The sequence below is a fragment of the Mycobacterium sp. SMC-17 genome (genome assembly GCF_045310915.1).
In the GTDB taxonomy this organism is placed as follows: Bacteria; Actinomycetota; Actinomycetes; order Mycobacteriales; family Mycobacteriaceae; genus Mycobacterium.
The window spans coordinates 90,509-105,433 of the sequence record NZ_JBJIAK010000006.1 but is presented as its reverse complement, the minus strand read 5'-3'; the positions used below and the strand labels follow the sequence as shown (position 1 = coordinate 105,433).

Genomic DNA, 14,925 nt, shown 5'->3' with positions numbered 1-14,925 from the left:
TTATTTCGACCCCTTGTTGGTCCCCGCGAACTCGTCGCGGTGCTCGTCGGACACGCCGGACAGATTCAGTTCGAAGGTGAAGCCCTGCTCCATGCGGTAGCGCGCGTTGACGGGCTGCACGTCGATGAAGTTCAGCGCCTCCTTGGCGGCGCGGATCACGCGGGTGTCCTTCGACGCGATGTCGCGGGCGACGCGCAGCGCGGCCTCGTCGAGCTCCTCGCGCGGCACGACCTCGTGCACGGAACCGAAGTGCTGCAACGTCGTCGCGGGCACGGTCGCCGCGGTGAAGAACATCCGGCGCATCATGTGCTGCGGCACGAGGCGCGACAGGTGGGTGGCGGCACCCAGGGCGCCGCGCTCGACCTCGGGCAGGCCGAACTTCGCGTCGTCGGAGGCGACGATGACGTCGGCGTTGCCGACCAGGCCGATGCCACCACCGACGCAGAAGCCGTTGACCGCCGCGATGACCGGGACCTGGCATTCGTACACCGCACGGAACGCCTCGTAGCAGCCGCGGTTGGCGTCGATCAGCGCGCCGAAGCCCTCGGTGTTCTGCATTTCCTTGATGTCGACGCCGGCGTTGAAGCCGCGTCCCTCGGCCCGCAGGATCACGACGTGAGTGCTCTTGTCGCGGCCGGCGGCGGTGATCTGGTCAGCCAGTTCGAACCAACCTGCCGACGGGATGGCGTTGACCGGCGGGTAGTTCACGGTGACCGAGACGATGCCCGGTTCGACTGTCTTGGTGGTGATGGTCATCAGTCACTTCCTGGGGGACGGGTACCTAAGCAAGCACTTGCTTGGTACGCTAGCACAGTGACTGCTGGAATCAATCTGCAATTGGCCGGTCGCGTGGTGCTGGTCACCGGCGGTGTACGCGGCGTCGGCGCCGGCATCAGCGCGGTGTTCGCCGAGCAGGGCGCCACTGTGATCACCTGCGCGCGGCGCGAGGTCGAGGGGTTGCCCTACGAGTTCCACGCCTGCGACGTACGTGACGACGCCGCCGTCAAGGCCATGATCGACGCCATCGTCGCCAAGCACGGCCGGCTGGACGTCGTCGTCAACAACGCCGGTGGCTCGCCGTTCGCGCTGGCCGCCGACGCGTCGGCCAAGTTCAGCACCAAGATCATCGAGCTCAACCTGATTGCGCCGCTGCTGGTTTCGACGCACGCCAACGCGGTGATGCAGCAGCAGGACGCCGGCGGCGTGATCGTCAACATCTCCAGCGTCAGCGCCCACCGACCAACTCCGGGCACCGGTGCGTACGGTGCCGCCAAGGCCGGCATCGACAGCCTGACCACGACGCTCGCCGTCGAATGGTCGCCCAAGGTCCGGGTGAATTCCGTCATCGTCGGCATGGTCGAGACCGAGCAGTCCGAGCTGTTCTACGGCGACGCCGAGTCGGTCGCCGCCGTGGCCGCGACGGTGCCGCTGAAGCGGCTGGCCAAGCCCACCGACATCGGCTGGGCCGCAGCATTTTTGGCCTCCGAGGCCGCGTCGTACGTCAGCGGCGCGTCCCTGCAGGTCCACGGCGGCGGCGAGCCGCCGCACTACCTCGAAGCGTCAAGCGCCAACAAGTAAAGGGAGAGATCAAATGGGATTGCTCGACGGCCGCGTGGTCATCGTGACGGGTGCCGGTGGCGGAATCGGGCGTGAGCACGCGCTCGCGTTCGCCGCGGAAGGTGCCCGCGTCGTGGTCAACGACATCGGTGTCGGCCTGGACGGTTCGCCCGCCGGTGGCGGCAGCGCCGCGCAGAACGTGGTCGACGAGATCGTCGCCGCCGGCGGCGAGGCCGTCGCCAACGGCTCGAACGTCGCGAACTGGGCGGAGGCCGAGGCCCTGATCCAGCAGGCCGTCGACACGTACGGCACCCTCGATGTGTTGGTGAACAACGCCGGCATCGTCCGCGACCGCATGTTCGCCAACGCCACCGAAGACGAATTCGACGCCGTCACCGCGGTGCACCTCAAGGGGCATTTCGCCACCATGAAGCACGCCGCCGCGTACTGGCGGGCCAAGTCCAAGGCCGGCGAGACCGTCGATGCCCGGATCATCAACACCAGCTCGGGCGCCGGCCTGCAGGGCAGCGTCGGCCAGGCCACCTACAGCGCCTCCAAGGCCGGCATCGCGGCACTCACGCTGGTCGCCGCGACCGAGATGGGTCGCTACGGCGTCACCGCCAACGCCATCGCGCCGTCGGCCCGGACCCGCATGACCGAGACGGTCTTCGCCGACATGATGGCCACTCAGGACCAGGCCTTCGATGCCATGGCGCCCGAAAACATCTCGCCCCTGGTGGTGTGGCTGGGCAGTGTCGAGTCGCGTGACGTCACGGGCAAGGTGTTCGAGCTCGAAGGCGGCAAGATTCGCATCGCCGAGGGCTGGGCGCACGGCCCCGAGATCGACAAGGGTGCCAAGTGGGACCCGGCCGAGCTGGGCCCCGTCGTCGCGGATCTGCTGGCCAAGGCACGTCCCGCGGTGCCGGTCTACGGCTCGTAACCGCCACGATTGCTGAAGCGTCCCCGCAACCAATCATGTTGCGGGGACGCTTTTTTGGTCTGCTTCACAGCGCGGCGGCGACATCCCAGATCGGTTCGAGCGCTGCGATGCCCGTGCGGACGAGGGGACTGAGCACGACATCGGTCGCCCCTGCCGCGAAGTAGCGGCGGAGTTGAGTCGACACCTGCGCGGCAGTACCGACGGCCGCGAGATCGATGACCGAGTCGACGCCTTCGCGTTCGATCACCTTCGCGTACGACGGGATGGTCGCGTAGAACTCGAGGGCCTCCGCGGCGGTGGTCCGGCCTTCGTCGACGTCGTCGGTCACCAGGACGGGTACCGCGGCAATCACTTTGGGCGCGGGCCTGCCGGCTGCGCTGGCTGCCGCGGTGATGGTCGGCACGATGAAATCCTCGACGGTGCGCGGCCCGGCCAGATAGGGCAGCGTGCCGTCCGCCAATTCTCCTGTCACGCGTAATGCCTTGGGTCCCATGGCCGCGACGTAGACCTGTAGGGGAGTCCCGCCGGCGATCGTCACCGGGAACTGCGGGGCCGCGGTGAACTCGTCGCCGTGGAAGTCGACGGTGCCGGTGTCCAGGATCGACCGGAGCACCTGCAGGTGTTCGCGCAGTCGGCCGATGGTGTTGGGCCATGCGGTGCCGAAAGCCACCTGTTCGGGACCATGCGCCCCCAGACCGAGGCCGAGGCTGAAGTTGCCGCCGGTGGCCGCTTGGGCGGTCAGTGCCTGGGAGGCGAGCGTCAGCGGATGGCGCGGGTTGACCGGTACGACGAACGTGCCGACGCCGAGCCCCGGCACGGCGGCACCGACGTAACCGGCCAGCGAGATGGCGTCGTGGTCGAACTGCTGGGCTATCCACACTTGTTCCACGCCGGCGTTGTAGGCGCGGCGGGCCTGGTCGATCGCGGCAGCGACATGATTGGGGGAACTACGGTCGGGGTCCAGCACAACTCCGGTTGGCATATCAACGACAACGACCGCGGCCGAGGCACTCATTCCGTCTCGGAAAGAAAAACTCCCCCAGAACGAAACTCGTTCTGGGGGAGCCTCTTTGCTGTTGTTACTTGGCGGCCTCGGCCTTGGCGGCCTTGTCCTTCTTCTGCTTCTTCGGCTTTTCGACCTTCGGCTTTTCAGCCTTCGGCTTGTCGGCCTTGTCGGACTTGTCCTTCTTCGACTTGTCCTTCTTGACCTTGGTGCCCTGACCTTCGGTGCCCTTGTCGTCGGCTTTGGTGCCGCCCGCGGTCGCGTCGTCGGCCTTGGTGTCGCCGGCCTTGACGTCGTCAGCCTTGGTGGTGTCGGCCGGGGTGTCGTCGACCTTGGTGGTCTTGACGGTCTTGTCCTTGGCGCCAGTGGTGGCCGGCTTCAGGGCGGAGACCTGCTTGGCGAGCGTCGGCGTCACCGCAGGCTTGTCGGTGCTGTCGGATTCCTTGGCCGCGGCCGCATTCGGGGTGACGGCCTGCACCGACGAAGGCGGCGGTGCCGCCTTGAAGACGGTGCCGGTCTGGACGGACTTCACGACGCTCTTGACCATGTTGACGGGGAGGTTCACGACGGCCTTGACGGTATCGAACACGCCGTCGCGAATGGCGTTGGCGATGTTGGAGATGTTGCCGGTCCGCAGCGCCTTCGCCACGTTGTAGAGCGCCATCTGCGGCACCTTGACGGCGTCGCGGACGTTGACGAACAGCTTGGTGGGCAGCGCCGGGTTCTGCGTGACGGCGATACCGCCCCAGTTCTCCAGGGTCCAGCCGTCTTCGGGGTTGCCGGTCACGGTGACGATCTCGGTGTTGCCCAGCGGGTGCTTCAGCATCAGCGTGAGGTCGGGGTTCTCGACGTTCATCAGCGTCCACGCCATGATCGACATGCCGTGCGCGAAGGCCACCGGGTTCTGTGCGCCGCTGTTGTAGATGTCGTCGACCGCGCCGTTGAATCGGTCCTGGAAGACCATGCCGTTGGCGTCGGGCGAACCGGGCATCGGCATCAGGAGGTTGCCGGTGGCCCACGACAGCGGGATCAGCGCGTAGAGGATGCGGGCGAAGCCGGAGTCCTGCGACTGGCCTTCGAAGATGCCGGCCTGCACTTCATGGAGACCGCTGAGCACCGTCACCGGCATGCCGGTCGCGGTGGCGTACGGCGCGGCGGTCTGCTGGGTGCGCACCATGTCCGAGGCGAAGATGGCGTCGTGCGCCAGGCCGTCGTTGGCGAGGACGCCGGCGACGGTCTGGGCCTGTGTCTGGCCCGTCGCCGTCAGGTCGGGGCCCGGAATCTTGGTGTCGATGAGGCCCGAGGCGTTGCCCGCCGATTCGCCGTGCCGGACGAACGTGATGGTGATGTTGGTTGCGGCCCAGGCCGAGAAGGCCGAGGTGAGGAACATGAACACGGCCGCGACCAGGACGGCCGCGCCTCGTGCTCCGCGTTTGAATGTCCGGCTGTGCGACAGCCCCCGACGGAACATTGATGACATAGACGGCTCCATAGTGTTGCCCTGGATGTGTGCAGGGCCACACTATGTACACATCTATGAATCTGTCTAGTCCGTTCCGTCAATTAACTGAAGAACTTTGCTGGCGCGATCGCCGGGCCTGATCGGTTCACCGCCCACGAAAAACTCCCCTGGACAACGGGCGTCCAGGGGAGTTCTTCGGTCGGTGCTCAGGCCGGATCGAGCAGGATGATCGGAATCTTCCGGTCGGTGTGCGAGCGGTAGTCGACGAAGTCCGGGTACATGGCGTCGAGCTTGGGCCAGTACTCGTCGCGTTCGGCATCGGTGGCCTCACGGGCGATCCGCTGCAGCTTCTCGCCGCGCACCTGGAACGTCACCTTCGGGTTGGCGACCAGGTTCAGGTACCACATCGGATGGGTGTCGCGACCGCCCTGCGAGGCGACGACGACGATCCGGTCGCCTTCACGCAGGTACAGCAGCGGGCTGTCGCGCGGCTCGCCGGATTTGCGGCCGATCGTGGTCAGGATCCCGACGGGCGGGGGCGTGGCGACGGGCTTGGAGCCCAGCCGCCACTTGGCGCCGATCCGGCCGTCGGTGGCCCGGAATGCCCAGGTGTTGATCCGCGACATCCACTTGAAGCCGACCTGCATTCCCTTGGAATTCAGGATCTTCAGCTGCCTGTCGCTCATTTCCCCGTCGGCCATGGCGGCGACCCTGCTCCTCGCTCTAGATGCGCTCGATGATCGTGCCGGTGGACAGCGCACCGCCGGCGCACATCGTGATCAGCGCCGTCGACTTGCCGGTCCGTTCCAGCTCGTGCAGCGCGGTCGTGATGAGCCGCGAGCCGGTGGAACCGACCGGGTGGCCCAGCGCGATGGCGCCGCCGTTGACGTTGACCCTATCCATGTCGGCTTTGTGCACCTGAGCCCAGGACAGCACGACGGATGCGAACGCCTCGTTGATCTCGACCAGGTCGATGTCGGCCATCGACATGCGCGCCTTCTCGAGCACCTTGGCGGTGGACTGCACCGGGCCGTCCAGGTGGTAGTAGGTCTCGGCGCCGACGTTGGCCTGCGCGATGATCCGGGCGCGGGGCTTGAAGCCGAGGGCCTTGGCCTTGTCCTCGTCCATCCAGAGCACCGCGGCGGCACCGTCGGAAATCTGCGACGAGGTGCCGGCGGTGTGGATGCCGCCTTCGATGACCGGCTTCAGCGCGGCCAGGCCCTCCAGGGTGGTGTCGCGCAGGCCCTGGTCCCGGCTGACCAGGTTCAGCTCGGCGGTCGGCTGCTTGTTCTCGTCGATGACCGGCGCCTCGATGGGCGAAATCTCGCGGTCGAAGCGGCCCTCGGCCCAGGCCTGCTTGGCCTTGGCCTGCGAGGCGAAGCCCAGCGCGTCGATGTCGTCGCGCGTGATGCCCCGGCGCTTGGCGATGCGCTCGGCGGCCTCGAACTGGTTGGGCAGGTCGATGTCCCACGACGCGGCGCGTGCGCCACCGCCGTTGGCGCCCAGGGGCACCCGGCTCATGGCCTCGATGCCGCAGGCGATGCCGATGTCGATGGCGCCGGTGGCGATCAGACCCGCGATGAGGTGGTTGGCCTGCTGGGCACTGCCGCACTGGCAGTCGATGGTGGTGGCGCCGACGTGCTCGGGCAATCCGGCGACCAGCCAGGACTGGCGGGTGATGTTGTTGCCCTGCTCGCCGTACTGCGTGACGCAGCCGCCGATGAGCTGCTCGACGTCGCCGGCATCCAGCCCGGCCTTCTCGACGAGAGCCTTCTGCGTGGCGCCCAGAAGTTCGGTCGCATGCAGGCCGGACAGCCAGCCTCCCCGCTTACCGATGGGGCTGCGAGTGGCTTCAACGATGACAGGATTACCCATGAGCTCAGGCTAGAACACGTTTCATTACTCTGACAAGCAATCATCGGGACGTGCCTTTTATCTGCGGTGAAGGCGTGTTTCAATGGTCGCAACGCCGAACTAGAAGGATTTGTCTCGGAACCCTGTTCTGAGGCGTTGGATTCCCCAAGGAGACACCATGCCCTGCCCCATCCCGTCCGATCTGGACCTGTTGGACGCGAACCTCAACCTGGAGCGGCTGCCTGTCGAGGAACTCGCCGCGCTGCGCAAGTCGGAGCCCATCCACTGGGTGGACGTGCCCGGCGGCACCGGCGGCTTCGGTGACAAGGGCTACTGGATCGTCACCCGCTACGACGACGTCAAAGAGGTGTCGAAGCGCAACGATATCTTCGGCAGCGCACCCGATGGCGCGATTCCGGTGTGGCCGCAGGCCATGACGCGTGAGGCCGTCGACGTGCAGCGCGCGGTGCTGCTGAACATGGACGCCCCGCAGCACACCCGCCTGCGCAAGATCATCTCCCGTGGTTTCACCCCGCGTGCCATCGGCCGGCTGCAGGCCGAGCTGAACGAGCGGGCGCAGAAGATCGCCGAGACCGCCGCCGCGTCGGGCACCGGTGACTTCGTCGAGCAGGTGTCCTGCGAGCTGCCGCTGCAGGCCATCGCCGGACTGCTCGGCGTGCCGCAGGAAGACCGCGACAAGCTCTTCAACTGGTCCAATGAGATGACCGCCGGCGAGGACCCGGAGTACGCCCACATCGACCCGGCCGCATCGTCGTTCGAGCTGATCACCTACGCCATGAACATGGCCGCCGAGCGGGCCAAGAACCCGACCGACGACATCGTCACGCAGCTGATCGAAGCCGACATCGACGGCGAGAAGCTGTCCGACGACGAGTTCGGCTTCTTCGTGGTGATGCTGGCCGTCGCCGGTAACGAGACCACCCGCAACTCGATCACGCACGGCATGATCGCCTTCTCCCAGAACCCCGATCAGTGGGAGCTCTACAAGAAGGAGCGCCCGGAGTCGGCCGCCGACGAGATCGTCCGTTGGGCCACGCCGGTCACCGCGTTCCAGCGCACCGCGCTGGAGGACACCGAGCTCGGTGGCGTGAAGATCAAGAAGGGCGAGCGGGTCGTCATGTCCTACCGTTCGGCCAACTTCGACGAAGAGGTGTTCGAGGACCCGCACACCTTCAACATCATGCGGTCGCCGAACCAGCACGTCGGCTTCGGCGGCACCGGCGCGCACTACTGCATCGGCGCGAACCTGGCGCGCATGACCATCAACCTGATGTTCAACGCCATCGCCGACCACATGCCGGACCTGACCTCGATCGGCGAGCCCGAGCGGCTCATGTCGGGCTGGCTCAACGGCATCAAGCACTGGCAGGTTGACTACACGGGTAAGTGCCCCGTCCAGCACTGACGGCGACTGACTGCAGTAGTCCGGTAACACGAATCAAGGAGGATTCGGGTGGATTTCACACCGAGCCCCGAGCAGCAGGCTGTCGCCGATGTGGTGACATCTGTGCTCGAGCGGGAAAACACTTGGGACGCACTGGTTTCCGGTGGCGTCGTGGCACTTGCGGTGCCGGACCGCTTGGGCGGTGACGGGCTGGGGCTGCCGGAGGCGGCCACCGCGCTGACCGAGATCGGTCGGCGCGGCACCACCGGTCCGGCGCTGGCCACGATCGGGCTCGCCCTGGTTCCGCTGGTCGACCTGGCCACCGAAGCGCAGCAGGACCGGTATCTCGCGGGTGTCGCCTCGGGTGCGGTGCTGTCCGCCGCGCTGAACGAGGCCGGCAACCAGCTGCCGGAGAAGCCGTCGACGAGCTATGCGGGCGGCAAGCTCAACGGCACCAAAATCGGTGTGCCCTATGCCGAGACGGCGCAGTGGCTGCTGGTCACCACCGACAGTGGGGTTGTCGTGGTGTCGCCCACGGCCGCCGGTGTGACGGTCGAGAAGACCCCGACCGCCAACGGGTCCGATGAATACGTCGTCACCTTCACCGACGTGGCAGTGGCCGACGACGAAGTGCTGGCCGGTGCCACGGTCGCGCGGGTGAACGAGCTGGCGCTGGCCATGATCGGCGCATTCGGTGCCGGGCTGGTGGCCGGTGCGCTGCGGCTGACCGCCGACTACACCGCGACGCGCGAACAGTTCGGCCGGCCGCTGTCGACCTTCCAGACCGTGGCAGCGCAGCTGTCCGAGGTCTACATCGCTTCGCGGACAATCGATCTGGTCTCCACCTCGGTGGTGTGGCGGTTGTCGGAGGGACTCGACGCGTCCGAGGACCTGGCCATCCTGGGCTACTGGCTGACCTCGCAGGCCCCGCCGGCCATGCGGCTGTGCCATCACCTGCACGGCGGCATGGGCATGGACATCACCTACCCGATGGACCGCTACTACTCCTCGATCAAGGACCTCAACCGCCTGCTCGGGGGTCCGTCGCACCGTCTCGATCTGGTGGGAGCCTGATGTTTATCGACCTGACCGCGGAACAGCGCAAGCTGCAATCCGAACTGCGCGAGTACTTTTCGACGCTGATCACGCCCGAAGAGGCGGCGGCGATGGAGACCGACCGGCACAACGAGGCCTACCGCGCCGTCATCAAGCGCATGGGCAGCGACGGCAAGCTCGGTGTGGGCTGGCCCAAGGAGTACGGTGGCCTGGGCTTCGGGCCCATCGAGCAGCAGATCTTCATCAACGAGGCCAACCGCGCCGACATCCCGCTGCCGATGGTCACGCTGCAGACCGTGGGACCCACCCTGCAGCTGCTCGGCACCGAGGAACAGAAGAAGAAGTTCCTGCCCGGAATCCTTTCCGGTGAAGTGCATTTCGCGATCGGTTACTCCGAGCCCGAAGCCGGCACCGACCTGGCGTCGCTGCGGACCACCGCAGTCCGGCACGGTGACGAGTACATCGTCAACGGTCAGAAGATGTGGACCACCGGTGCCCACGACGCCGACTACGTGTGGCTGGCCTGTCGCACCGACCCGACCGCGGCGAAGCACAAGGGCATCTCGATCCTGATCGTCGACACCAAAGACCCGGGCTACTCCTGGACCCCGATCATCCTGTCCGACGGTGCGCACCACACCAACACGACGTACTACAACGATGTGCGGGTGCCCGCCGACATGCTGGTCGGCGAGGAGAACGGCGGCTGGAAGCTGATCACCACGCAGCTCAACCATGAGCGCGTCGGCCTCGGCCCGGCCGGTCGCGTGGCCGGCATCTACGAGCAGGTGCACGCGTGGGCTTCCGAAGCGGGCTCCGATGGCGTTGTCCCGCTGGACAATCCGGAGGCCAAGCGGCTGCTGGGCCAGATCAAGTCGATCATGCGGCTCAACGAACTGCTCAACTGGCAGGTCGCGTCGTCCGGCGAGAACATCGCCGTCGCCGACGCGGCCGCGACGAAAGTCTTTTCCACCGAGCGCATCCAGGAAGTGAGCCGGCTGGCCGAAGAGGTCGTCGGGCGCTTCGGCAACCCGGCCGACACGCATACCGCCCAGTTGCTGCAGTGGCTGGACACCATGGCCAAGCGCAACCTGGTCATCACCTTCGGTGGCGGGGTCAACGAGGTCATGCGCGAGATGATCGCCGCATCGGGCCTCAAGGTTCCGCGGGTTTCGCGGTAGGAGGGCGATCGATGACTGATCTTCAGGCCGGTATCGACGAGATCGTCGCATCCGGACGCAGCAAGCCGACCCTGAGCCGGGATCCGGTGAACCAGCCCATGATTCACCACTGGACCGACGCGATCGGCGACAAGAACCCGATCTACGTCGACGAGGAGGCCGCCAAGGCCGCCGGGCACCCCGGCATCGTGGCGCCGCCCGCCATGATCCAGGTGTGGACCATGATGGGCCTGGGCCGCACCCGATCCGACGACGATCCGCTGGCCCGCATCATGAAGCTGTTCGACGAGGCCGGGTACGTCGGCGTCGTCGCCACCAACTGCGACCAGACCTACCACCGCTACCTGCAGCCGGGTGAGCGAGTCAGCATCAGCGCCGAGGTCACCGACGTGGTCGGTCCGAAGCAGACGGCGCTGGGTGAGGGCTACTTCGTCAACCAGAAGATCCGCTGGCATGTCGGTGACGAGGAAGTCGCCGACATGGACTGGCGCATCATGAAGTTCCTGCCGGCCAACAAGCAAGGTAAAGAAGCAGCCGAAACTGGTTCCATCCCAGCCGATCTGGACCCCGACAAGCTGATGCGCCCGTCGTCGTCGCGCGACACCCAGTTCTTCTGGGACGGCGTCAATGCGCACGAACTGCGGATTCAGAAGCGGCCCGACGGCTCGCTGCAGCACCCGCCGGTGCCCGCGATCTGGCAGGACAAGGATGCCCCGATCGACTATGTCGTCTCGTCGGGCCGGGGCACGGTGTTCAGCTACGTCGTGCACCACGCGCCGAAGGTGCCCGGCCGCAGCCTGCCGTTCATCATCGCGCTCGTCGAACTCGAAGAGGGTGTGCGCATGCTCGGTGAGCTGCGCGGCGTCGAGCATGACGACGTGAAGATCGGAATGCCGGTCAGCGCAACGTTCCTCGACTTCCCGGACAGCGATGTCAGTCCGGCCTGGAGTCTGTACGCCTGGGAGGCCGCCAAGTGACCGCCGCCGCTGTGAACACCGCCGTGGGCACCAAGCTGCCCGAACTCTCGATCTACGGTGACCCGACGTTCATCGTCTCGACGGCGATCGCCACGCGGGACTACCAGGACGTGCACCACGACCGGGACAAGGCCCAGGCCAAGGGCTCCAAGGACATCTTCGTCAACATCCTGACCGACACCGGTCTGGTGGGGCGTTACGTCACCGACTGGGCGGGCCCGAACGCCATCATCAAGTCGATCAAGCTGCGCCTCGGGGTGCCGTGGTACGCCTACGACACCATCACCTTCCGTGGTGAGGTGACCGCTGTCGAAGGCGACCTGGTGACGCTGAAAGTGGTGGGCAGCAACAGCCTTGGTGATCACGTCATCGCCACCTCCACGCTGACGATGGGAGCCGCGCAGTGAGCATCTCCGGCAAGGCCGTCATCGCCGGTATCGGCGCGACGGACTTCTCCAAGAACTCCGGCCGCAGTGAACTGCGGCTGGCCGCCGAGGCGGTCACCGACGCACTGAACGATGCGGGCCTGTCGCCCGAGGACGTCGATGGTCTGGTGACCTTCACCATGGACTCCAACCTGGAGACCGCGGTGGCCCGCTCCACCGGCATCGGGGAGCTGAAGTTCTTCAGCCAGATCGGCTACGGCGGCGGCGCCGCGGCCGCGACCGTGCAGCAGGCCGTGCTGGCGGTGGCGTCCGGTATCGCCGAAGTCGTTGTGGCATACCGCGCTTTCAACGAGCGTTCGGAGTTCCGCTTCGGCCAGGTGATGACGGGCCTGACCATCAACGCCGACTCCCGCGGTGTCGAGTACAGCTGGTCCTACCCGCACGGGCTGAGCACGCCGGCCGCCTCGGTGGCCATGGTCGCGCAGCGGTACATGCACGAATACGGCGCCACGAGTGCCGATTTCGGCGCCGTGTCGGTGGCCGACCGCAAGCACGCGGCGACCAATCCCAAGGCGCACTTCTACGGCAAGCCGATCACCATCGAGGACCACCAGAACTCGCGGTGGATCGCCGAGCCGCTGCGCCTGCTGGACTGCTGCCAGGAGACCGACGGTGGTGTCGCGATCGTCGTCACCACGCCCGAGCGCGCCAAGGACCTCAAGCAGCGCCCGGTCGTCGTCGAGGCGGCGGCGCAGGCTGCTGGTGAGGATCAGTTCACCATGTACTCGTACTACCGCGACGAGCTCGGTCTGCCCGAGATGGGCCTGGTCGGCAAGCAATTGTGGGGTCAGAGTGGCTTGACGCCCAATGACATTCAGACCGCGGTGATCTACGACCACTTCACCCCGTACACGCTGATCCAGCTCGAGGAGCTCGGTTTCTGCGGCAAGGGTGAGGCGAAGGACTTCATCGCGAACGGTGCGATCGAGCTCGGTGGCAAGCTGCCGATCAACACGCACGGCGGTCAGCTCGGTGAGGCCTACATCCACGGCATGAACGGCATCGCCGAGGGCGTCCGCCAGCTGCGCGGCACGTCGGTCAACCAGGTGCCCGATGTCGAGCACGTGCTCGTCACCGCCGGCACCGGTGTTCCGACGTCAGGCCTGATCCTGGGCTGAATCACCCCGCTCGCGAACTGCCCCTTTTCGAAAGAAAAGGGGCAGTTCTGCGTCAAAAGGGGTAGTCCTACTCATCCGAACTCGCGTGGCTCGGCGCCATGATGACCTGCATGACCGAACCGCAGCGGGCGATGGTTGCCCGGCTCTCGCAGGATGTCGCAGCGATCTCCCATCACCTGGCATGGGTCTCGGCCTGCCTCACCGAGCTCGATCGGTCGATGGCGTACCAGCAGCCGGCCGCGCAGCCCGTCGGATACGCCGCGCCGCAACAGTATTGGCAGCCGGCACAGGCCGCGCCGCCGCAGCCCCAACAGCAGCCGCCGCGGCCCGAGCGCTCGGACGGCTGGATCGGCAAGGCGCTGGCCGCCGCCGGCGTCGCGGTGACGTTGATCGGCGTCGCCCTGCTGCTGGTGCTCGCCGCGCAGGCCGGGCTGTTGCGGCCCGAGTTCCGGGTCGGCGCAGGGGCGGTCCTGGCGGCCGGTCTGGTGGTCGGGGCGACTCGCCTGAAGACGCGGCCCGGCGGCACGGTGGGCGCGGTCGCCCTGGCCGCCACCGGTATCGCCGCGGCGTACATCGACGTCGTCGCGGTCACCACGATTTACGAATGGCTTTCTGCGCCGGTCGGTTTGGTGCTCGCGGCGGTGATCGGCGGCGGCGGGCTGACCCTGGCGCGGCGCTGGGATTCGCAGCAACTCGCGCTGCTGGTGCTGGTGCCCCTGGCCGTGCTGGCGCCCGTGGTGGCCGACGGCGTCTCGCTGCTGCTGATCGGGTTCATGCTGGCGCTGTCCGCGGCGTCGCTGCCGGTGCAGATCGGCAAGGATTGGGTTGCGATGTTCGTGGCCCGGACCGCCGTCTGCACCTTCCCGTTGTTGGTGGCACTGGCCTCGGCGTCATTCGGCACCCACCGGAATCCGGGTCTCGCCGGTGCCTGCGCGGCGGCAGCCGTGCTGGCCGTCGCGGGCGCGTTGATCCTGTTGCCCAAGACCGCCAACCGCTCGCTGCTGGCCCTGGCCACGGCAGGCGGTGCGGTGCCGGTGCTGTTCGTTTCGGCAGTGGTCCGTCCGCTGATCGCCGCGTCGATCATCGCCGCGGTGGCGGCCCTGTTCCTGGCCGTCGTGCTGGCCGGCAACCGACTGCCCGGCGTCGCTGATGTGGTGCGGCGGATCTGGGCGGCGACATCGGCCGTCTGCGCGCTGGTCGCGGTATTGGTGGCCTTCGACGGTAGGACCGGCGGCGCGGTGCTGCTCGCGATGTCCGTCGTGGTGGCCGTCGCCGGGCGTCGCGACGCGATTGCCCGCTGGGTCGCTGCCGGATTCGGCGCCGTCGGTGGGGCCGTCTACCTCAGCTACTCTCCGCCGGACCTGCTGTTCCGCGCGGTGGAACTGAACACCCACAGTGCGGTGTCCACCGTCATCTCCAGCATCCTTGCGGTGGCCAGCGCGGTGGCCGTCGTGTGGTCGTGGACCGGCAGGCGTGACGACGACGAGGTGCGGCTGATGTGGGCAGGCGCGGTCGTGGTCGCCGCCTACGCGTCCACCATGGCGACCGTCACCGCCGGCGTGCTGATCGGCGGCGTCAAGGGCGGGTTCTTCGCGGGTCACATGGTCGCGACCATCGGCTGGATCGCGGTCGCGGCGGCGTTGTTCGGGTACGCGGCCCGCCGGCCGAAGGCGCAGCGATCACTGCCCATCGGCGGCGGGCTGGCGCTGGTGGCCGCGGCGATGGCCAAGCTGTTCCTGTTCGATCTCGGGACCCTGAACGGCATGTTCCGGGTGGCGGTGTTCATCGTCGTGGGCCTCGTGCTGCTGGCCATGGGGACCGGCTATGCCCGGTTGCTCGCCCGGCAGGATCAGCCGAATCCGGACCGTCAGTTCGCGTCGGGTGGGTAGCCGTCGGGGCGGTAGGCTCGAACCGACGCGGTATGTC

The 14,925-nt window shown here is 67.2% G+C and carries 14 protein-coding genes; 9 read left to right on the top strand and 5 right to left on the bottom strand.

The features are described 5' to 3' along the window. Positions 1-756, bottom strand: a complete 756-nt coding sequence (gene echA20 / locus ACJH7A_RS06390) for a (7aS)-7a-methyl-1,5-dioxo-2,3,5,6,7,7a-hexahydro-1H-indene-carboxyl-CoA hydrolase (RefSeq protein ID WP_135356013.1) — start codon at positions 754-756, stop codon at positions 1-3. Between the two features lie 57 nt (positions 757-813). Here echA20 and ACJH7A_RS06385 point away from each other — a divergent pair, with 57 nt between their 5' ends. Both ACJH7A_RS06385 and ACJH7A_RS06380 read left to right on the top strand, forming a co-directional pair. After that, positions 814-1,578, top strand: coding sequence for an SDR family oxidoreductase (locus tag ACJH7A_RS06385; protein ID WP_226519803.1), 765 nt, complete (start codon positions 814-816; stop codon positions 1,576-1,578). Between the two features lie 13 nt (positions 1,579-1,591). Further along, positions 1,592-2,497 carry an SDR family oxidoreductase gene (locus ACJH7A_RS06380; RefSeq protein WP_212807226.1) on the top strand — a complete coding sequence of 302 codons (906 nt, stop codon included), beginning with the start codon at positions 1,592-1,594 and terminating at the stop codon, positions 2,495-2,497. 64 nt (positions 2,498-2,561) lie between these two features. Here ACJH7A_RS06380 and ACJH7A_RS06375 read toward each other — a convergent pair whose 3' ends face one another. The 4 genes from ACJH7A_RS06375 to ACJH7A_RS06360 all read right to left on the bottom strand — a co-directional run bounded on the left by ACJH7A_RS06375 (position 2,562) and on the right by ACJH7A_RS06360 (position 6,837). Then, complete coding sequence (locus ACJH7A_RS06375; protein ID WP_406801611.1) at positions 2,562-3,479, bottom strand: LLM class F420-dependent oxidoreductase; 918 nt, start codon at positions 3,477-3,479, stop codon at positions 2,562-2,564. A 97-nt stretch (positions 3,480-3,576) separates the two neighbouring features. Further along, positions 3,577-4,980 carry a histidine phosphatase family protein gene (locus tag ACJH7A_RS06370; RefSeq protein WP_406801610.1) on the bottom strand — a complete coding sequence of 468 codons (1,404 nt, stop codon included), beginning with the start codon at positions 4,978-4,980 and terminating at the stop codon, positions 3,577-3,579. A gap of 188 nt (positions 4,981-5,168) precedes the next feature. Then, complete coding sequence (locus ACJH7A_RS06365; protein ID WP_305798793.1) at positions 5,169-5,663, bottom strand: nitroreductase family deazaflavin-dependent oxidoreductase; 495 nt, start codon at positions 5,661-5,663, stop codon at positions 5,169-5,171. Between the two features lie 22 nt (positions 5,664-5,685). After that, the gene (locus tag ACJH7A_RS06360; RefSeq protein WP_212807224.1) at positions 5,686-6,837 is read right to left on the bottom strand and encodes a steroid 3-ketoacyl-CoA thiolase; all 1,152 of its coding nucleotides are present in this window, start codon (positions 6,835-6,837) and stop codon (positions 5,686-5,688) included. A gap of 157 nt (positions 6,838-6,994) precedes the next feature. Here ACJH7A_RS06360 and ACJH7A_RS06355 point away from each other — a divergent pair, with 157 nt between their 5' ends. From ACJH7A_RS06355 to ACJH7A_RS06325, 7 genes are all read left to right on the top strand, one after another. Further along, complete coding sequence (locus ACJH7A_RS06355; RefSeq protein WP_318985444.1) at positions 6,995-8,242, top strand: cytochrome P450; 1,248 nt, start codon at positions 6,995-6,997, stop codon at positions 8,240-8,242. A 48-nt stretch (positions 8,243-8,290) separates the two neighbouring features. Beyond that, positions 8,291-9,295 carry an acyl-CoA dehydrogenase family protein gene (locus ACJH7A_RS06350; protein WP_406801609.1) on the top strand — a complete coding sequence of 335 codons (1,005 nt, stop codon included), beginning with the start codon at positions 8,291-8,293 and terminating at the stop codon, positions 9,293-9,295. Further along, positions 9,295-10,458 carry an acyl-CoA dehydrogenase FadE29 gene (gene fadE29, locus ACJH7A_RS06345; protein WP_406801608.1) on the top strand — a complete coding sequence of 388 codons (1,164 nt, stop codon included), beginning with the start codon at positions 9,295-9,297 and terminating at the stop codon, positions 10,456-10,458. The genes ACJH7A_RS06350 and fadE29 overlap by 1 nt, the downstream gene beginning before the upstream one ends. 11 nt (positions 10,459-10,469) lie before the next feature. Beyond that, the gene (locus ACJH7A_RS06340) at positions 10,470-11,435 is read left to right on the top strand and encodes a bifunctional MaoC family dehydratase N-terminal/OB-fold nucleic acid binding domain-containing protein (protein WP_064985698.1); all 966 of its coding nucleotides are present in this window, start codon (positions 10,470-10,472) and stop codon (positions 11,433-11,435) included. Between the two features lie 11 nt (positions 11,436-11,446). Continuing rightward, a complete protein-coding gene (locus tag ACJH7A_RS06335; RefSeq protein WP_406784577.1) occupies positions 11,447-11,842 on the top strand; it encodes a MaoC family dehydratase in 396 nt (131 codons plus the stop codon). Between the two features lie 2 nt (positions 11,843-11,844). Continuing rightward, positions 11,845-12,999, top strand: coding sequence for a lipid-transfer protein (locus ACJH7A_RS06330; RefSeq protein WP_406801637.1), 1,155 nt, complete (start codon positions 11,845-11,847; stop codon positions 12,997-12,999). A gap of 110 nt (positions 13,000-13,109) precedes the next feature. Further along, positions 13,110-14,888, top strand: a complete 1,779-nt coding sequence (locus ACJH7A_RS06325) for a DUF2339 domain-containing protein (RefSeq protein ID WP_406801607.1) — start codon at positions 13,110-13,112, stop codon at positions 14,886-14,888. Positions 14,889-14,925 lie beyond the last annotated feature (37 nt).